This window comes from Streptomyces sp. 13-12-16 (genome assembly GCF_002114215.1).
In the GTDB taxonomy this organism is placed as follows: Bacteria; Actinomycetota; Actinomycetes; order Streptomycetales; family Streptomycetaceae; genus Streptomyces.
This window is the reverse complement of sequence record NZ_NCTE01000950.1, coordinates 1-18947: the sequence shown is the minus strand read 5'-3', so window position 1 is coordinate 18947 and position 18947 is coordinate 1. Positions and strand designations below refer to the sequence as shown.

Sequence of the window (18947 nt, the reverse complement as noted above, 5' to 3'; positions counted from 1 at the left end):
CCCCGAGTCCTCCCCCACCCTCGACCCCCGTCTCCTCCTCGCCCTGAAACGCCCCCCGCACGGCGACTCCGTGACCCGGCGCACGGGGCGGGCCCTGCGCAAGCTCACCTCCTCCGTGGCCCAGGACGTCGCCGAACGGACCAGGATCGCCCGCGAGTTGCAGCAGCCCGTCACCACGGGCCGGGTGGTGGCCGTCACCTCCATCCGTGGCGGCGTCGGCAAGTCCACCGTCTCCGCGTTGCTCGGGCGCACCCTCAACCACTACCGGCACGACCCGGTGCTCACACTGGAGGCGGATGCCGCGCTGGGCACCCTGCCGGTGCGCATGGGTGCGGAGGCGGTGCGCTGGACGCTCGCCGATCTCGCACCGATCCTCCACCCGTCCATGCAACTGACGGACGTGACCGGCTACTTGGTGCCGGTTTCGGACGGCGGCTGGTTGTTGCCCGCGAGCCGGGGCCAGGTCGGTCCGCCGCTCGACATGGTGTCGTACCGCAAGGTGACGCTGGCGTTGCGCCGCTACTTCGCGGTGAGCGTGGTCGACTGCGAGACGCTCCCCGGCGAGGTGGCCCGTACGGCCATGGACACCGCGCACGCCCGGGTGGTGGTCGCGCCGGCCACCGCGGAGGGCGTCGGCGCCACCCGCCAGGTACTGGACTGGCTGGCCCGGTTGCCGCACTCCGCCCTGGCCACGACGGTCGTGGCGCTGGTGTCGAACACCCCCGACACGCTCCTCGACGACAAGACGGCCGCCGGGCACCTCAAGGAGGCCGGTGTCACCGTCGTCACCGTGCCGTACGACCGTCATCTGGCCGGTGGCGGCCCCATCCGCACCGACCTCCTGGCGCACACCACGCAACAGGCCGCCCTGCGGCTGGCCGCCGAGGTGATGGAGCGCGCGGTGAGGGTGCGCTGAGCATCCGGCCGGCGCGCCCCTGCCCGTGCCCGCCCCGCCCCTCCTCCGCCACGACCCGCTCCCCCCCCTTTCCGTCACGACCCGCTCCGGAGAAGTCCGCCCGTGACCCTGCAGATCGTCCACCGGCCCGCCCGCAGCACCCGTCCCCCGGAACCCGCCCGGCCCCGTACGGTCGAGGCGCCGCCCAACCTGCCCGAGGGGAAGATCGGCAACGCGGCCACCGCGCTGCTGCCGATGGCCGGCGTCATGGGCTCCGTGATCATGATGACCGTGGTCCGCAACAGCCGGTTCGCGGTGGTGGGCGCGGTCGTGCTGGTCTTCGCGCTGCTCGGTGCGGTGGCGCTGTTCCTGTCGCAGCGGGGCAAGGCGCAGCGCACCCGGCGCACGCAGCGTGAACGCTACCTGGAGTACCTGGAGGAGCTGCGGGAGGAGCTCGGCGCCGCGGAGCGCCGGCTGCGGGACGCGGAGCGGGAGCTGAATCCGCCGCCGGACGCACTGTACGACCTGGTGCGGGACCCCGCCCGGCTGTGGGAACGGCGCCGCCGGGACGCCGACTTCCTGCGGGTGCGGGTCGGTCTCGGTGACGTACCCGTGCAGGAGCCGGCGATCCAGCAGAGCGGCGCCGGCGGGGTGCTGACGCCGCCGGACCCGTTCATGCTCAACGAGGCGCGCGCCCTGCAACGCCGGTTCGCGACGGCCACCGACGTGCCCTTGACGGTTCCGTTGGACCGCGCCGGGAACGTCAGCGTCGTCGGTGACCGGGAGGACGTCCTGCGGGTCGCCCGGGCGCTGCTGGTGCAGACCGCGGTGACGCACGCTCCGGACGACGTCGCGCTCGCCCTGGCCGTGCCCGGCGAGCGGCTGGCCGAGTGGGAGTGGGCGAAGTGGCTGCCCCACGTACTGGATCCGCGGGCGCACGACGGTCCGGTGGCCGCCCGTCGTATCGCGCCCGAGGTGCGGCAGCTGGCCCAACGGTTGCGGCACGAGCTGGGCCGGCGGTCCGCGTACGCGGCGGAGGTACGGCGTGGCCTGGCCGACCGGAACGCGTTGCGGCTGGCGGACCGGCTGCTGGTGGTCGTCGACGCCCACGGTGAGCCGGCCGCCGAACTCCCCCGCCCGGACTCGGCGGTCGGGCTGCCGGACATGGGGGTCACCGTGGTGCACCTCCTCCAGGAGCAGGTCCACGAGCCGGACGAGGTGAGCGTGCGCATCACCGTTCACGGCGAGCGGGTGGTCGTCGAGGACCTGCGCGGTTCCGCCGCCGAGGGCACCGTCGACCCGGTCACCGCGGCCGGGGCGGAGGGTGTCGCCCGGCTGCTGGCCCCGCTGCGGCTGTCCCCGGAGTCGGTCGCCGAGGGAAGCCCTGTCACCGGGCCGGTCGACTTCCCCGCGCTCCTCGGCATCGCCGACCCCGCCGACCTCGATCTGCCCGCCCTGTGGAAGCCCCGCAGCGAACGGGACTTCCTCCGCGTGCCCATCGGACTGACGGACCGGCACGAGCCGGTTCTGCTGGACCTGAAGGAGTCGTCCCAGCTCGGCATGGGTCCGCACGGACTGTGCGTGGGCGCGACCGGTTCCGGCAAGAGCGAGCTCCTGCGCACCCTCGTCCTCGCCCTGGCCGCCACCCACTCCCCCGAGGACCTGGCGCTCGTCCTGATCGACTACAAGGGCGGCGCCACGTTCGCCCCCTTCGCCGAACTCCCGCACACCGCCGGAATGATCACCAATCTGGAGAACCGGGCCGGGCTCGTCGAACGCGTCCACACCAGCCTCGCCGGCGAGGTCAAGCGCCGCCAGCAGGTCCTGAAGGACGCCGGGAACGTCGCCGACATCGGTCACTACGCCGTACTGCGCGCGACGGAGAGGCCGGACCTCGAACCGCTCCCGCACCTGTTCGTCGTCATCGACGAGTTCGGCGAACTCCTTACCGCCAAGCCGGACTTCATCGACCTGTTCCTGTCCATCGGACGCATCGGCCGCTCCATCGGCGTCCATCTGCTGCTGTCCAGCCAGCGCATCGAGGGCGGCAAGCTCAAGGGCCTGGACACCTACCTGTCGTACCGGCTGGGCCTGCGCACCTTCTCCGCCGACGAGTCCCGCACGGTCCTCGACACCACCGACGCCTTCCATCTGCCGCCCCTGCCCGGATTCGGCTATCTGAAGGTCGACACCTCCACCTACGAACGGTTCAAGGCCGGGTACGTCTCCGGCGTCCACCGCGGCCCCGCGGTGCTCGAGCAGCGGGACGAGGAGCCGCTCGCCCTGCCCTACCCGGCGTACAACACCGCGGGACGGGCCGAGGAGCCGGAGGAGGAACCCGCCGCCACCCGTCGGGAGACCGGCCCGGCCGTCCTGTCCCTGATGGTCGGCCGGCTCACCGGCGCCGCGCCCGCCGTGCGCCGCATCTGGCTGCCCCCGCTGCCGGACGCCGTCACCCTGGACGCGGTCGCCGGACCGGCCCGGGTCTCCGAGCACGGGCTGCGTCTGGCACGTGCCACGGACGGTATGCGGGTGCCGCTCGGCGTGCTCGACGACCCGGCCCGGCAGTGGCAGGGCCAGTGGGTGCTGGACCTGACCACGGCCGGCGGTCACGTGGCCGTGATCGGCGGCCCCCAGTCCGGCAAGACCACGCTGCTGCGGACCCTGGTGCTGTCCCTGGCGGTCACCCACACGCCCCGCGACGTCGCCGTGTACGGCCTGGACCTGGTCGGCGGCGGCCTGTCGGCGCTGGCCGCCCTGCCGCACGTCGGCGGGGTCGCCGGACGGGCCGACCGGGAACGCGCGGCCCGTACGGTCGCCGAGGTGCGCGCCATGCTCACCGAGCGCGAGACGGTCTTCCGCGAGCACGGCATCGACTCCGTCGACCAGCTCCGCCGGCTCCGCGCCCAGGGCCGGCTGCCGCAGCTCGGCTCCACCGACGTCGTCCTCGTGGTCGACGGTTTCGGCGCCCTGCGCGACGACTTCGCCGACCTCGACGAGCCGGTCGCCGATCTGCTGAAGCGGGGCGGCGGCTACGGCATCCACGTGGTGGCGGGCATGCTGCGCTGGAACGACGTCCGCATCGCCACCCAGTCGCTCTTCGGCACCCGCGTCGAGCTGCGCCTGAACGACCCCGCCGACTCCTCCGTCGACCGCAAGCTCTCCGAGACCCTCTCGCCGGACGTTCCCGGCCGGGTGCTGACCGACGGCAAACTGTTCGCGCAGGCCGCCCTGCCCCGTATCGACGGCTCGCCCACGACCGGTGACCTGGGCCCGGCCCTGGACGAGGCGGCCCGGACGGTCCGCGCCACCTGGCACGGCGAGCCCGCCGCCCCGGTGCGGGTGCTGCCGGCCCGGCTGCCGGTGACCCGGCTGCCCTCGCCGGCCACCGAACCTCGGCGGATACCGGTCGGCCTCGACCAGGACGCCCTCGCCCCCGTGCTGCTCGACCTCTTCGGCGCCGACCAGCACCTGCTGGTCCTCGGCGACAACGAGTGCGGCAAGACGAACCTGCTGAAGCTGATCGTCGCCGGGCTCGTCGAACGGTACTCCGACGACGAGCTGGTCTTCGGTGTCTTCGACCCCCGTCGCGGCCTGCGCGGCGTCGTCCCGGAACCGTACCGGGGCGGCTACGCCCACAACGCCACGCTCGCCTCCGCCCTCTCCACGGGCATCGCCGCCGAACTCCGGAAGCGGATGCCGGAGACCGCCGACCCGGACGCACCCGAGACCGGCGAACCCGCCTTCCGGGGCCCGCGGATCGTCATCCTCGTCGACGACTACGACATCCTCACCACCGCCGGGCAACAGCCCCTCGCGCCCTTCCTGCCGTACGTGTCCTCCGCGCAGGACATCGGCCTGCACTTCGTGCTGGCGCGCCGCACCGCGGGAGCCTCCCGCGCGCTGTACGAACCGCTCCTGACCACACTGCGCGAGACGGGCGCCACCGCCCTGGTGATGACCGGCGACCGCACCGAGGGGCAGCTCTTCCCCGGTCTGTACGCCTCCCGGCAGCCACCCGGCCGCGGCACCCTGGTCCGCCGCGGCCGGAACCACCGGCTCGTCCAGACCGCGCTGACCGGAGCCGGAGAGGAGAAGTCGTGACCAAGGACGTCATCGCCCTCACCCCGAGGATGCCGGACGCCTGGGCCCTGCTGGCCGGCCTGTACGCGGGCGGCCCCGAGACGGGCGTGACCGCCGGCTCCGAAGGCGCCGTGCTGCGGCTGTGCGCCCCGGACGGCAGGCCCCTCGTGTCCGTGGAGGCCCCGCTGCTGGTCCAGGTCCCCGGGGAGGCCGAACGGCTGCTCGGACGGGACGTGCCCGTGCCCTTCTGGTGGACCGAGGTCCGGGCCTCCGGCGCCGTGCCCGAGGCCGAGCGGCTGGCGGGATCCGTGTGCGGGCGGCTCGCCCTGCTGCTGGGCGGCAGCACCTGGCCCGGGCCGGCGGCGGGCACCGAGGTCGTGGACGTGCGCGCGGCCGTCGCGCCGGACGACGGACAACCGGTCGTGGACGTCCTCACCGACAGCACGTCCGTCGTCCTGGCCGACCGGCCGGTCCTGGCCCTGACCACCTGGCTCTCCGAGGTGCTGCGCGGCACCTCCGAGTCGGGCCGTGCCCTGCAGATCGTCACCCCGCCGCACGTCCGGCTCAGTGCCCCGGCCCGTGCCACCCTCCTCCAGGTGCCCAACCGCTGGGTCGTCCAGGACCCGGAGCAGGGCTACTACGACGGGCTGTCCGGGGCGGTGCTGCGCTGGCGGGACGGGACGTTCGCGCCCGTGCCCGGGGCGGACGGCACGGCCCCGGTCGCCGAGGCGTTCGGCCGGACGTCCCCGTCGGGCGACCGGCAGCTCGTCGTGGCGTTCCGTACGACGCTCCCCGCGCACGAGGACGCCGTCCTGGGCGAAGGGCTCGAGACCGCCTGGCGCGCGCTCACCGGCTCGGCGCCTGCCGGCTGGGGCACCGCGGAGCCCGTCAACCTGCCCTGGTCGCCGCGCCGGCTGACCGGTCTGGCCCGTGACCGGGCCCCCGAACCGACCCATCTGATCGTGACGGGGCGCCCCGACCGGCCCGCGCTGGCGTGGATCCGGGTCACGCGGACGACCGCCGGGGTCGAACAGGACGTGACGCTCGTCCTCGGATACGGGGAGGGTGAGGAACCGCCCCTGGAGGCGATCGCCCCGCTCGCCGAGGTGCTCGTCGCGGAGCACGGCCTGACGACGATGCTGGCCTCGGTGCGGCGGGCCTCCCGTGACCTCACCACGGGACCCGTGCTCCAGGCCCCTCCCGTCCCGGTCGCCTTCACCCTGGGCGCGCGGGACGTACGGGGCATCGGCCTCACCCATGCCCGTCGCCCGCCCGTCGAGGTACGGCCCGTCGTCCTGGGGCCCGCGTCCGAACCGGCCCTGCACTACCCGCTGGGGGACGGGTCGGACGCCGGTGCCCTCGTCGAGCTGCACCGCCTGGCGGCGCATCTGCGGGCCGGTGTGCCGGGTGCGGAGGCCTGACGGTGCGCTCCGCGCGGGGCGGGACGCCAGGGCACGGGAGGACCTCTCCCCAGAGCTTCTCCCGTGCCCCGCGCCCCGACGCGGCGCCCGGGCCGTGCACAGGACCCGGGACACCGCACGGGCGGCATCCGGGCCCCGCACAAGACCCGGGACGCCGCGCGGCTCCTAGCCCGCGTGCTCCACGAACCGGGCCGCCGTCTCGGCGAGGACCTCGCGGCCGTCGCGGGCCCACAGGCCGTCGTTGAAGAGTTCGACCTCGATGGGGCCGGTGTAGCCGGCCGCCTCCACGTGGCCCTTCCACTCCCGCATGTCGACCGCGCCGTCGCCGATCTGGCCCCGGCCGTTGAGGACGCCCTCGGGCAGCGGGGTGGTCCAGTCGGCGAGCTGGAAGGTGTGGATGCGGCCCTGGGCGCCCGCGCGGGCGATCTGGGCGGGCGCCTGGTCGTCCCACCAGATGTGGTAGGTGTCGACCGTGACGCCGACCTGGTGGGCGGGGAAGCGTTCGGCGATGTCCAGGGCCTGGGTGAGCGTGGAGACCACGCACCGGTCGGAGGCGAACATGGGGTGCAGCGGCTCGATGGCCAGTCTCACCCCGTGCTCCTCGGCGTAGGGGCCGAGTTCGGCGAGTGCGTCGGCGATGCGCTCGCGGGCGCCGCGCAGGTCCCTGGAGCCGGCCGGGAGGCCGCCCGAGACCAGGACCAGGGTGTCGGTGCCGAGCGTGGCCGCCTCGTCGACGGCGCGGCGGTTGTCCGCCAGGGCGGCGGCCCGCTCGCCGGGGTCGGTCGCGGTGAGGAAGCCGCCCCGGCACAGGGTCGTCACCGCCAGGCCCGCGTCGCGGACCAGTTTCGCGGCCGCCTCCACGCCGTACGCCTGGACGGGCTCGCGCCACAGGCCCACGCCCGGTACGCCCAGGTCCCGGCAGGCGTCGGCGAGTTCCGGCAGCGAGAGCTGCTTGACCGTCATCTGGTTGATGCTGAAACGCGCGAGGTCGGCGCTCATGGGGTCACTCCGTACAGGTGCAGCAGGGTCCTCATCCGTTCCTCGGCGAGCTTGGGGTCGGGGAACAGGCCGAGGCCGTCGGCGAGTTCGTAGGCGCGGGCGAAGTGCGGCAGGGAGCGCGCCGACTGCAGGCCGCCGACCATCGTGAAGTGGGACTGGTGGCCGGCCAGCCAGGCGAGGAAGACCACGCCCGTCTTGTAGAAGCGGGTGGGGGCCTGGAAGAGGTGGCGGGAGAGTTCGACGGTGGGGTCGAGGAGGGCGCGGAAGCCCTCGGTGTTCCCGGTGTCGAGGACGCGGACCGCCTCCGCCGCGAGCGGGCCGAGCGGGTCGAAGATGCCGAGCAGGGCGTGGCTGAAGCCCTGCTCGTCGCCGGCGATCAGCTCGGGGTAGTTGAAGTCGTCGCCGGTGTAGCAGCGCACGCCCTGCGGGAGGCGGCGGCGCAGGTCGACCTCGCGCTGCGCGTCGAGGAGGGAGACCTTGATGCCGTCGACCTTGTCGGGGTGGGCGGCGATGACCTCAAGGAAGGTGTCGGTGGCCGCGTCGAGGTCGGACGAGCCCCAGTAGCCCTCCAGCGCCGGGTCGAACATCGGGCCCAGCCAGTGCAGGATCACCGGCTCGGCGGCCTGGCGGAGCAGGTGGCCGTAGACCTCCAGGTAGTCGTCCGGGCCCTGCGCCGTCGCGGCGAGGGCGCGGGACGCCATCAGGATGGCCTGCGCGCCGGACTCCTCGACGACCGCGAGCTGTTCCTCGTAGGCCGCCCGGACCTCGGCGAGGGTGCCGCCGGTGAGCTGGTCGGTGCCGACGCCGCAGGCGATGCGGCCGCCGACGGCCTTCGCCTCGGCGGCGGAGCGGCGGATCAGCTCGGCCGCGCCCGCCCAGTCCAGGCCCATGCCGCGCTGCGCGGTGTCCATCGCCTCGGCGACGCCCAGCCCGTGCGACCACAGGTGGCGGCGGAAGGCGAGGGTGGCGTCCCAGTCGACGGCGGCCGGCGAGTCGGGTGACACGTCCGCGTACGGGTCGGCGACGACGTGCGCGGCCGAGAAGACCGTACGGGAGGTGAAATCGCTTCCCGGAGTGACGGCGAGGGGCTCGGTGCGGGGCTCGTAGGCCCGCAGGGTGCCGTTCGCGTCGGGCAGGTGGAGGGTCACAGCGAGATCTCCGGCACGTCGAGGCGGCGGCCCTCGGCCGAGGACTTCAGGCCCAGCTCGGCGAGCTGGACGCCGCGGGCGCCGGCCAGCAGGTCCCAGTGGTAGGGGGCGCCGGCGTAGACGTGGCGCAGGAACAGCTCCCACTGGGCCTTGAAGCCGTTGTCGAACTCGCCGTTGTCCGGGACCTCCTGCCACTGGTCGCGGAAGACCTCGGTGGCGGGGATGTCCGGGTTCCAGACCGGCTTGGGGGTGGCGGAGCGGTGCTGGACGCGGCAGTTGCGCAGGCCGGCGACGGCGGAGCCCTCGGTGCCGTCGACCTGGAACTCGACCAGTTCGTCGCGGTTGACGCGGACCGCCCAGGAGGAGTTGATCTGGGCTATGGCGCCGCCGTCCAGTTCGAAGACGCCGTAGGCGGCGTCGTCGGCGGTGGCGTCGTAGGGCTTGCCGTTCTCGTCCCAGCGCTGCGGGATGTGGGTGGCGGTGAGGGCCTGTACGGACTTCACGCGGCCGAACAGCTCGTGCAGCACGTACTCCCAGTGCGGGAACATGTCGACGACGATGCCGCCGCCGTCCTCGCTGCGGTAGTTCCAGGACGGGCGCTGGGCCTCCTGCCAGTCGCCCTCGAAGACCCAGTAGCCGAACTCGCCGCGCACGGAGAGGATGCGGCCGAAGAAGCCGCCGTCGATGAGGCGCTTCAGCTTGAGCAGGCCGGGGAGGAAGAGCTTGTCCTGGACGACGCCGTGCTTGACGCCGGCCGCGTTCGCCAGGCGGGCGAGTTCCAGGGCGCCGTCGAGGCCGGTGGCGGTGGGCTTCTCGGTGTAGACGTGCTTGCCCGCGGCGATCGCCTTCTTGATCGCCTCCTCGCGGGCCGAGGTGACCTGCGCGTCGAAGTAGATGTCGACGCTGTCGTCGGCGAGGACCGCGTCCACGTCCGTCGAGATGTGTTCGAGTCCGTGCCGTTCGGCCAGCGCCTTCAGCGCGTGCTCCCGCCGGCCGACCAGGATCGGCTCCGGCCACAGCACGGTGCCGTCACCGAGGTCCAGACCACCCTGCTCGCGCAGGGCCAGGATGGAGCGGACGAGGTGCTGGCGGTAGCCCATGCGCCCGGTCACACCGTTCATGGCGATACGCACCGTCTTGCGTGTCACGTCATTCCCTTCGTACGCGGTTCGCGCCGCGTACGCCCCACTGGTGAGCGTGACAGCAAGCGCTTTCTATGTAGAGAGAAGCTAGCCTCTGAACGGCGGTGTGGACAAGACCACGGCGAACCGGAGTTGTTCGAGGGGGCGAACAGGCGCGCGGATGGCCGTAGGGTCTGCTCGGAACCACGGGTGTGGGCGTGGATGTGTACGACGGCGTACGGCGAACGCGCGAGGCGGAGGACGAGACATGACGGTGACCCTGGCGGACGTGGCGGCTCGCGCGCAGGTCTCCCCCGCGACGGTGTCGCGCGTGCTCAACGGGAACTATCCCGTGGCCGCGTCCACCCGTGAACGGGTGCTGAAGGCCGTGGACGAGCTGGACTACGTCCTCAACGGCCCCGCGAGCGCGCTGGCCGCCGCCACCTCCGACCTGGTGGGCATCCTGGTCAACGACATCGCCGACCCGTTCTTCGGGATCATGGCGAGCGCGATCCAGGCGGAGATCGGCGGGCCGGGCGGGCGCGCCGGCGGGGAGAGACTCGCGGTCGTGTGCAACACGGGCGGCTCGCCCGAACGCGAACTGACCTACCTCACCCTGCTCCAGCGGCAGCGGGCGGCGGCGGTGGTGCTGACCGGCGGCGCGATCGAGGACGCGCCGCACAAGGCGGCCATGGACGCGAAGCTGCGGAAGCTGGCGGACGCCGGGACCCGGGTGGTGCTGTGCGGCCGGCCGCCGGCGGCGGAGACCGGGGCGATCGCGCTGACCTTCGACAACCGGGGCGGCGGGCGGGAACTCACCGAGCACCTGATCGGGCTGGGGCACCGGCGGCTGGGGTACATCGCGGGCCCCGTGGAGCGGACCACGACGCGGCACCGGCTCGAAGGCCACCGGGACGCGCTGGCCGCGCACGGCATCGAGGAGGACCCGCGGTGGACCGTGCACGGCCGGTACGACCGGCGGTCGGGGTACGAGGCGACGCTCGAACTCCTGCGGCGCGACCCGTCGTTGACGGCCGTGGTCGCGGCGAACGACTCCGTCGCGCTGGGGGCGTGCGCGGCGCTGCGGGAGTCGGGACTGCGGATTCCGGACGACGTGTCGGTGGCCGGGTTCGACGATCTGCCGTTCAGCATCGACGCGGTGCCTGCGCTGACGACGGTGCGGTTGCCGTTGGCGGAGGCGGGGGCCCGTGCGGGGCGGATCGCCATGGGGCGGGAGGAGGCGCCGCACGGGGGGATCACGTCGGTGCGGGGGGAGTTGATGGTGCGGGGGTCCACGGCGGGACCGCGGGACTGATCGGGCCCCGGCCCGGGGTCCTGCACCACCGGTGCGGGTGCGTTGCGGCTTGTCGCACAGTTCCCCGCGCCCCTGGAGGGGGGCGTCGTCAGGCGCGGACCGTAGGGGGTGTGCGCGCCCGCGCGGCGGAGCCGCAAATCGATACAGCCCCGCGCCCCTGGAGAGGGGCGTCGTCAGGCGCGGACCGTAGGGGGTGTGCGCGCCCGCGCGGCGGAGCCGCAAATCGATACAGCCCCGCGCCCCTTTGAGGGGCGCGTCGTCGGGTGCGGGCCGTGGGGCTGCTCGCCGGGTCCTCTGCGGCTCCGGCACGGACACTCCCCCCAGGGGCGCGGGGAACTGCGCGACAAGCCACGACGGACCCGCACCCGACCGGAGGCCTCTCAGGGGCGCGGGGAGCCGCGCGACGCCGACACCAGGGTGAGGGAGAGGAGTCGGGCCGGGCCCTCGCGGGTAGGGTCCGTTTCCATGAAGCTGGCGTTCTCCACCCTCGGCGTCCCCGGGCTGCCCCTCACCGACGTGCTGGGCCTCGCGACCGCGCACGGCTACCACGGTGTCGAGCTGCGCGCCCACCCCGAGGAACCCGTCCATCCGGGGCTCGGCCCCGCCGAACGTGCCGATGTGGCCGCCGGGTTCAAGGCGGCCGGCGTCGAGATCCTGGGGCTCGCCGGGTACGCCCGGGTCGCCGCGCCCGGCGAGGACGAACCCGTCCTCGCAGAGATCCGCGCCCTCCTCGACCTCGCCCGGGACCTCGGCGCCCCCTTCGTCCGCGTCTTCCCCGGCGGCGGCGAGCAGAGCCCCGAGGAGGCGGACGCGACGGCCGCCCGCCGGCTGGGCACGGCCGCCGAGTACGCCGCCGACCTGGGCGTACGGATCCTGCTGGAGACCCACGACTCGCACCGTACCGGCGCCGACGCGATCAGGGTCCTCGGCCTGGTCGGCCACCGTCAGGTGGGTGCGCTGTGGGACGTGATGCACACCTGGCTCGGCGGCGAACAGCCCGCCGAGAGCTACGCGGCCCTCTCCCCGCACCTCGGCTACGTCCAGGTCAAGGACATCGCCTCCGCCGACGACACGACCCCGCTCCCGCTCGGCGCCGGTGTCCTCCCGCTGACCGACTGCGTGGAGATCCTCTCCCGGCACGGCTGGGACGGCTGGCTCTGCTGGGAGTACGAGAAGCGCTGGTACGCCGACGCCGCCCCGCTGCCCGGCCTGCTCACCCCCGGCCGGGAGCACCTGGCCCGGCTGCTCAGCGAGTCGGCCTGACCGGACGGAAAAACCACTGGCCGGGGCGGGCGGCGGCCGGATAGCGTCCCCGCCGTGCCCCAGCCCGTGCCCCGCCCCGCCGTCCTGCCCTCGTGAGCCTGTCCCGCACGCTGATCGACGTGCGCCCCCTGCGTACCTCACCGGTCTTCAGGCGCCTGCTGATCGGGCGGACGGTGTCCCTCCTCGGCGGCTTCATGACCATGGTCACCGTCATGTACCAGGTCTGGGAGATGACGCACAGCGCGGCCTGGAGCGGCGCGGTGGGTCTCGCGCAGGCGCTGCCGCTGGTCTGCTTCGGACTGTTCGCCGGGGCCTGGGCCGACCGGGGCGACCGGCGCCGGATCTTCCTGGCCGCGACGGTCGGCCAGGCGGTCTGCTCGCTGCTGCTGGCGGTCCAGGGATTCACCGGGAACGTGCCGGTGGGCGGTGTGCTCGCCCTGGTCGCCGCCCAGGCCGCCTGCGCGGCGGTCGGCGGTCCGGCGGCCGGTGTGTTCGTGCCCCGGCTGCTGCCCAAGGAGCAGGTGGCCTCCGGACTCGCGCTCTACCAGGTCACCGGTCAGGCGATGATGTTCGTCGGACCCGCGCTCGGGGGCCTGCTGCTCGGCTGGTTCGGCATCGGCGTCTGCTATCTGCTCGACGCGCTGAGCTTCCTGCTGTCCTTCTACGGCGCGTTCGGTCTGCCCGCGCTGCCGCCCGAGGGAGAGCCGTCCCGCGCCGGGCTGCGCGGGGTGCTGGACGGGCTGAGCTTCCTGGCCGGCCACCGGGTGGTGCGCGGCGCGCTCGTCACCGACCTCGCCGCCACCGTCCTGTCGATGCCGGTCAGCCTGTTCCCGCTGATCAACGACGAACGGTTCGGCGGTGACCCGCGCACGCTGGGCCTGTTCCTGTCGGCGGTCGCGATCGGTGGCGTGCTGGCGTCGGCGCTGTCCGGGGCGGTGACCCACCTGGGCCGTCCCGGCCTCGTGATGCTGTTCGGTGCCGGTGTGTGGGGTGCCGCGCTGGCCTCGTTCGGGTTCATGAGCAACCCCTGGATCGGTCTGGGGCTGCTGGTCGTGGCCGGTGGGGCCGACGCACTGTCGGTGCTCTCCCGCACCACGATCGTGCAGACCCGTACGCCCGACGCCTTGTTGGGGCGGGTCACGGCCGCCGAGCAGATCGTCGGGCAGGCCGGGCCGCACCTCGGCAACATGCGGGCGGGGCTGGTGGCCGGGGCGACGTCCGGGGCGGCGGCGCTGGTGGCGGGCGGGGTGCTGTGTGTGGTGGCGGTGGCGTATGTCGGCGCGAGTACGCCGGAGTTGCGGGAGAGGGCTCCCGCGCCATGACCCTCCGGGGGTTGGGCCGGAGAGCTCGGGGGGTGGCGTCGTGGGGCGGGTGCGGGTGCGTCGTGGTTGGTCGCGCCCCTATTCGCGCCCACGCGGCGGAGCCGCACATGTCACAGCCCCGCGCCCCTATTCGCGCCCACGCGGCGGAGCCGCACGTGTCACAGCCCCGCGCCCCTATTCGCGCCCACGCGGCGGAGCCGCACGTGTCACAGCCCCGCGCCCCTGAGGGGCGCTCCGCTCCCCGGTGTGTCCCGAAACCCGCTGTTCCAGCCGGTGGCGGACCTCCGGCCAGTCCTCCCCCGTGATCGAGTAGATCGCCGAGTCGCGCAGGCGGCCCTCCTCGCCCGGTGCCCAGCTGCGGGACCAGTTGCGCAGGACGCCCTCGAAGCGGGCGCCGGTCCGTTCGATCGCGGTACGGGAGCGGGTGTTGCGGGCGTCCGTCTTCAGGTCGACGCGGGACACTCCCCACTCCTCGAAGGCGTGGCCGAAGAGCAGGAGTTTGGACTCGGCGTTGAGGCCCGTGCCCTGGGCCGAACCGGCGAGCCACGTGAAGCCGACCTCGATCGCGTCGAGCCGGTCCTCGTTCAGCCAGGAACGGGGCTCCCAGTACGCCGTGGCGCCCACCGCGCGTCCCGTGGCGAGGGAGATCTGCGCGTAGGGGGCCAGCCGGCCGGTCGCCGCGCGGGCGAGCTGCGCGTCGATGTAGGCGCCGACCTCGTCGGCCCTGGGCACCCAGGTGTAGGCGTAGGTGTCCCGGTTCTCCTCCGCGGCGAGCGCGAGGCCGGCCGCGTGCCGGTGCTCCAGCGGTTCCAGGCGCACCGACGTGCCCTCCAGCACCGGCCCTTCCAGAACGAAACCCATGTGCGGCCTCCCGGTCTTCCTCATCCACCGACCGGGGAGTCTTCCGTACGGGCCTCCGCCCGTCGAACGGGTTTCACCGCCGGCACCGCCGCCGGCCGACGCGGCGTCACCGACGCCAGTGCCACCCCGCCCACCAGCAGTGCCGCCGCGCACCACCGCAGCGGGGTCACCGACTCGCCCAGGAACAGCGCGGCCGACGACATGCCGAAGACCGGGACCAGCAGGGAGAAGGGCGCGACCGTGGAGGCGGGGTGGCGGCGCAGCAGCCACCCCCAGGCGCCGAAGCCGAACACCGTGGCGACCCAGGCGACGAAGAGCACGGTGCCCGCGCCCTGCCAGTCCAGGCCGCGCAGCGCGTCCAGGTCCCGCGACGGGCCCTCCAGCAGCAGGGAGAGCGCGAGCAGCGGCAGCACCGGCACCGTGCTCACCCAGATCATGAAGTTCAGGGCGTCGGGGGGTGCCGCCTTGCGGGTGAGGATGTTGGAGACGCCCCAGCAGGCCGCCGCCGCGACGACCAGGGCGAAGCCGAGCAGCGGACCCGAGGTGCCCTCGTCGACCGCCGCCACCCCGATGCCGGCCAGCGCCACCGCCATCCCCACCAGCCGTACGCGCGAGGGGCGTTCGCCGAGGAGCGCGAAGGCGAACAGGGCCGTGAACACCGCCTGGATCTGGAGCACCAGCGAGGACAGTCCGCCCGGCATCCCCGCGTCCATGCCGACGAACAGCAGCCCGAACTTGGCCACCCCCAGCGCGAGTCCCACCCCCACGATCCACTTCCACGCCACCTTGGGCCGCCCCACGAGGAACACCGCGGGCAGCGCCGCCACCAGGAAGCGCAGGGCGGAGAAGAGCAGCGGCGGGAAGTGGTCGAGCCCGACCTCGATGACGGTGAAGTTCACTCCCCACACGGCGGTGACGAGGACGGCGAGGAACAGGTGGGAAGGTCGCATACGCCGAGGATCGCCGCCCACCACACTTCAGCACCAGCGATGATTCCTGCATGGTTGGATGAAGCACCGCTAACCGATCGGGGAGCCGTCATGCTCGACCTCCAGCGGCTGCGCGCCCTGCACGCCGTCTCCGTCCACGGCACCGTCGGTGCCGCCGCCGTGGCGCTCGGGTACACCTCGTCCGCCGTCTCCCAGCAGATCGCCAAGCTGGAGCGGGAGACGCGGACGGTGCTGCTGGAGCGGGAGGGCCGGGGCGTACGGCTGACCGACGAGGCGCATCAGCTCGTGCGCGCCGCGCGGGAGCTGCTCGCCATCGTGGAACGGGCGGAGACCGAGCTGGAGGAGCGGCGCGGGGTGCCGGCCGGGCGGCTGACCGTCGCCGCGTTCGCGTCGGCGGCCCGCGGGCTGATGCCACCCGTCCTGGCCGACCTGGCCCGCCGGCACCCCGCGCTCGACACGCGGCTCACCGAGATCGACCCCCATCTCTCCGTGGACCTGGTCGCCAAGGGCGCGGTCGACCTCGTCGTCGCGCACGACTGGGACATCGCGCCGCTGCCCGCCCCGGCGGGCGTGGAGCAGGCGGTCATCGGTGACGACCTGTGCGATCTGCTGGTGCCCGAGGACCATCCCTTCGCGGGGCGTACGGCGGTACGGCGGGAGGAGCTGGGCGGTGAGCGGTGGATCTGCCAGCCGCCGGGGCGGGTCTGTCACGAATGGCTGGTGCGCACCCTGCGCACGGCCGGGCACGAGCCGGAGATCGTCCACCAGGCCGACGAGAACCCGACCCTGGTCGCCCTGGTCGCGGCCGGGCTCGGCATCGCGCTGATCCCCCGGCTGGGGCGCGGCCCGCTGCCCGCCGGTGTGGTGGAGGTGCCGCTGGACCCGATGCCCGTACGACGGCTGTACGCGCTGTGGCGCACCGGGGCGGCCCGCCGGCCGGCGATCGCGGAGACCGTCCGCACGCTGTGCGGGCACTGGCCCGAGGTGTCGGCGCACGCGCCCCGCTGACCCCGTCCGAACCCCCGGTCCCGATCCCGGGAAATCCGGTCCGGCCGGGGAACCCGTCCCCGCCTCCGTCCGTCCCATGTGCAGGCTGCCGGACGAGTCTCCGTGGTGCGGTGTCGGCCCTCGCTGCCGGCTGCGATCGCCGACCGACCCTCTCCGCCGTGCCATGGCCGGCAGCACGCCGTCATCGGCGCGCCCCCTCCCGTCGCGCCGATGACGGCCCCATGCCCCCAAGCCCCCAAGCCCCCGAACCCTCAAACCCCCGAGCCCCAAGCCCCCGAGCCCTCCGGATCCCGCGGATCCCGCGGATCCCGCCCGGTCGCTGCGCATTCCCTTGACTGGCAGAAACTTCCCGGATATTGGTGACCTCCTGGCAGTTTCCTTCAAGGATGTCCTTCAGTGGTCCCCGGCCCCCCGCGGACCACCTTCCAAAGGAGCGCACGTGCCCGACAGCAGCACCGGAAGCACGGGAAGCACCGCACGTCCGTCCAGACGTACCGTCCTCGCCGCGACGGCGGGCGTCGGCACCGCCCTCGCGGCCGGCGGCGCCGTCCACGCGGCCACCGGCCGGCCCGCGCACGACGACAGAAGCCTGCGCGCCCTCGTCTCCCGCATGACGCTGGAGGAGAAGGTCGGCCAGCTCTTCGTGATGCGGGTCTACGGCCACTCCGCCACCGACCCGGACCAGGCCGACGTCGACGCCAACCTGAAGGAGATCGGCGTCCGCACGGCCGCCGAGCTGCTGGCCAGATACCGGGTCGGCGGCATCATCTACTTCGCCTGGGCGCACAACACCCGCGACCCGCACCAGATCGCGGACCTGTCCAACGGCATCCAGAAGGCGTCCCTCGGTCTGCCGCGCGGGCTGCCCGTGCTGATCTCCACCGACCAGGAGCACGGCATCGTGGCCCGCGTGGGCGAGCCCGCCACCCTGTTCCCGGGCGCGATGGCCGTCGGCGCGGGTGGTTCCCGCTCCGACGCCCGCACCCTCGGCCGGATCGCGGGCCGTGAACTGCGCGCCCTGGGCATCCGCCAGAACTACTCCCCCGTGGCCGACGTCAACGTCGACCCGGCCAACCCCGTCATCGGCGTCCGCTCCTTCGGCTCCGACCCGGAGGCGGTCGCGGACCTCGTCGCGGCGGAGGTCGAGGGCTACGAGTCGTCCCGCGTCGCCTCGACGGCCAAGCACTTCCCCGGACACGGCGACACGGTCACCGACAGCCACGCCGAGCTGCCGTACATCCACCACACCCGCGAGCAGTGGGAGGAGCTGGACGCGCCGCCGTTCCGGGCCGCCGTCGCCGCGGGCATCGACTCCATCATGACCGCGCACATCGTCGTGCCGGCCCTCGACGCCTCCGAGGACCCGGCCACGCTCTCCCGCCCCATCCTCACCGGCATCCTGCGCGAGGAACTGGGCTACGACGGGGTCGTGGTCACCGACTCCCTCGGCATGGAGGGCGTCCGCACGAAGTACGGCGACGACCGGGTGCCGGTGCTGGCGCTGAAGGCGGGCGTGGACCAGCTGCTCAACCCGCCCTCCCTGGACGTCGCCTGGAACGCGGTGCTGAACGCCGTACGCGACGGCGAACTGACCGAGGACCGGCTCGACGAGTCGGTCCTGCGGGTGCTGCGGCTGAAGGCGGGACTGGGCCTGTTCGAGGACCCGTACGTCTCGCACGCCGGGGTCGACCGCACCGTCGGCACCCGCGCGCACCTGGCCGCCGCCGACCGGATCGCCGAGCGCACCACCACCCTGCTGGTCAACGAGGGCGGCCTGCTGCCGCTGTCCCGGCGCAGGCAGCGGAAGCTGCTGGTGGTCGGCGCCGATCCCGCCTCCCCGTCCGGTACGACGGGACCTCCGACCGGTGTCCTCGCGGACGCCCTGACCGAGCTGGGCTTCACCGCCACCGCCCTGTCCACCGGCACCGCGCCGTCCGCCGCCGCCATCGCCGGGGCGGTGGAAGCGGCCCGGGACGCGGACGCGGTCGTCGTGGGGACGTACAACGTCACGGCGGCCAGTAGTCAGAAGACCCTGGTCGAGCGACTGCTGGAGACCGGGACGCCGGTGGTCGCGGTCGCGGTCCGCAACCCCTACGACGTGGCCCACCTGCCCGGCGTGCCGGCGTGTCTGGCGACGTACTCCTGGACCGACGTCGAACTGCGGGCGGCGGCCCGGGTGATCGCGGGCAAGGTGCGCCCGCGCGGCACGCTGCCGGTGCCGGTGCAGCGGGCGGACGACCCGGCGACGATGCTGTACCCGGTCGGGCACGGGCTGAGGTACTAGCGCACTCGGGCGCTTCCCCCTGCCGGACGTAGCGCGCGTACGTCACCCATCCGACGCGCCTTCCCCGATGTGGTGAAAGCTCACCACATGTCTGGCGTGCCCCGGCGGACCGGGTCACGCTGGACGGGGGTGTCCGGGGGATGACGATGCACGTGCGGAGTGGGTGGGGGACGCGCGCCGCGTTCGCGGCGGCGGTCGCGGTGCTGCTCACCGGCTGTCAGGGCGCGCCGGGCGGCGCCGAGGAGGACGGCGGGCCGGGCGAGCGGCGTACGGCGCC

Annotated in this window: 13 protein-coding genes; 8 read left to right on the top strand and 5 right to left on the bottom strand. The window is 73.9% G+C overall.

Annotation, left to right across the window (positions count from 1 at the left end; translation table 11 throughout):
- From B7767_RS32815 to B7767_RS32805, 3 genes are all read left to right on the top strand, one after another.
- A partial coding sequence (locus B7767_RS32815; RefSeq protein WP_256923647.1) for a hypothetical protein occupies positions 1-916 on the top strand: 916 nt, incomplete at its 5' end.
- Between the two features lie 102 nt (positions 917-1018).
- Positions 1019-4999 (top strand): type VII secretion protein EccCa, encoded by a 3981-nt coding sequence (gene eccCa / locus B7767_RS32810; RefSeq protein ID WP_085575304.1) that lies wholly within the window; start codon positions 1019-1021, stop codon positions 4997-4999.
- On the top strand, positions 4996-6399 hold the full coding sequence (locus B7767_RS32805; protein ID WP_085575303.1) for a DUF6177 family protein: 1404 nt from the start codon (positions 4996-4998) through the stop codon (positions 6397-6399). The genes eccCa and B7767_RS32805 overlap by 4 nt, the downstream gene beginning before the upstream one ends.
- A 165-nt stretch (positions 6400-6564) precedes the next feature.
- Here the strand turns inward: B7767_RS32805 and B7767_RS32800 are convergent, their stop codons facing one another.
- From B7767_RS32800 to B7767_RS32790, 3 genes are read right to left on the bottom strand one after another with little or no spacing between them, the layout of a single operon-like run.
- Complete coding sequence (locus B7767_RS32800) at positions 6565-7398, bottom strand: sugar phosphate isomerase/epimerase (RefSeq protein ID WP_085575302.1); 834 nt, start codon at positions 7396-7398, stop codon at positions 6565-6567.
- Positions 7395-8546 (bottom strand): dihydrodipicolinate synthase family protein, encoded by a 1152-nt coding sequence (locus tag B7767_RS32795; protein WP_085575301.1) that lies wholly within the window; start codon positions 8544-8546, stop codon positions 7395-7397. Before B7767_RS32795 ends, B7767_RS32800 begins: the two co-directional genes overlap by 4 nt.
- Positions 8543-9694, bottom strand: coding sequence for a Gfo/Idh/MocA family protein (locus B7767_RS32790; RefSeq protein WP_085575300.1), 1152 nt, complete (start codon positions 9692-9694; stop codon positions 8543-8545). The genes B7767_RS32795 and B7767_RS32790 overlap by 4 nt, the downstream gene beginning before the upstream one ends.
- A gap of 241 nt (positions 9695-9935) precedes the next feature.
- Between B7767_RS32790 and B7767_RS32785 the strand changes: the two genes are divergently transcribed.
- The 3 genes from B7767_RS32785 to B7767_RS32775 all read left to right on the top strand — a co-directional run bounded on the left by B7767_RS32785 (position 9936) and on the right by B7767_RS32775 (position 13567).
- Positions 9936-10982, top strand: a complete 1047-nt coding sequence (locus B7767_RS32785) for a LacI family DNA-binding transcriptional regulator (RefSeq protein WP_085575299.1) — start codon at positions 9936-9938, stop codon at positions 10980-10982.
- Between the two features lie 465 nt (positions 10983-11447).
- On the top strand, positions 11448-12245 hold the full coding sequence (locus B7767_RS32780) for a sugar phosphate isomerase/epimerase (protein ID WP_085575298.1): 798 nt from the start codon (positions 11448-11450) through the stop codon (positions 12243-12245).
- A 92-nt stretch (positions 12246-12337) separates the two neighbouring features.
- On the top strand, positions 12338-13567 hold the full coding sequence (locus tag B7767_RS32775; RefSeq protein ID WP_085575297.1) for an MFS transporter: 1230 nt from the start codon (positions 12338-12340) through the stop codon (positions 13565-13567).
- A gap of 174 nt (positions 13568-13741) precedes the next feature.
- Here the strand turns inward: B7767_RS32775 and B7767_RS32770 are convergent, their stop codons facing one another.
- Complete coding sequence (locus tag B7767_RS32770) at positions 13742-14428, bottom strand: GNAT family N-acetyltransferase (RefSeq protein ID WP_085575296.1); 687 nt, start codon at positions 14426-14428, stop codon at positions 13742-13744.
- A gap of 20 nt (positions 14429-14448) precedes the next feature.
- On the bottom strand, positions 14449-15378 hold the full coding sequence (locus B7767_RS32765; RefSeq protein ID WP_085575295.1) for an EamA family transporter: 930 nt from the start codon (positions 15376-15378) through the stop codon (positions 14449-14451).
- A gap of 90 nt (positions 15379-15468) precedes the next feature.
- Between B7767_RS32765 and B7767_RS32760 the strand changes: the two genes are divergently transcribed.
- Together B7767_RS32760 and B7767_RS32755 are read left to right on the top strand one after the other, a co-directional pair.
- On the top strand, positions 15469-16386 hold the full coding sequence (locus tag B7767_RS32760) for a LysR family transcriptional regulator (protein ID WP_085575294.1): 918 nt from the start codon (positions 15469-15471) through the stop codon (positions 16384-16386).
- Positions 16387-16825: 439 nt separating this feature from the next.
- Complete coding sequence (locus B7767_RS32755; RefSeq protein WP_085575293.1) at positions 16826-18670, top strand: glycoside hydrolase family 3 protein; 1845 nt, start codon at positions 16826-16828, stop codon at positions 18668-18670.
- Positions 18671-18947 lie beyond the last annotated feature (277 nt).

Bases quoted from the DNA above. Each gene is read 5' to 3' on its own strand.
- B7767_RS32800 (WP_085575302.1), bottom strand. From the start codon at position 7,398: ATGAGCGCCGACCTCGCGCGTTTCAGCATCAACCAGATGACGGTCAAG.
- B7767_RS32785 (WP_085575299.1), top strand. From the start codon at position 9,936: ATGACGGTGACCCTGGCGGACGTGGCGGCTCGCGCGCAGGTCTCCCCC.
- B7767_RS32780 (WP_085575298.1), top strand. From the start codon at position 11,448: ATGAAGCTGGCGTTCTCCACCCTCGGCGTCCCCGGGCTGCCCCTCACC.
- B7767_RS32770 (WP_085575296.1), bottom strand. From the start codon at position 14,428: ATGGGTTTCGTTCTGGAAGGGCCGGTGCTGGAGGGCACGTCGGTGCGC.
- B7767_RS32765 (WP_085575295.1), bottom strand. From the start codon at position 15,378: ATGCGACCTTCCCACCTGTTCCTCGCCGTCCTCGTCACCGCCGTGTGG.
- B7767_RS32760 (WP_085575294.1), top strand. From the start codon at position 15,469: ATGCTCGACCTCCAGCGGCTGCGCGCCCTGCACGCCGTCTCCGTCCAC.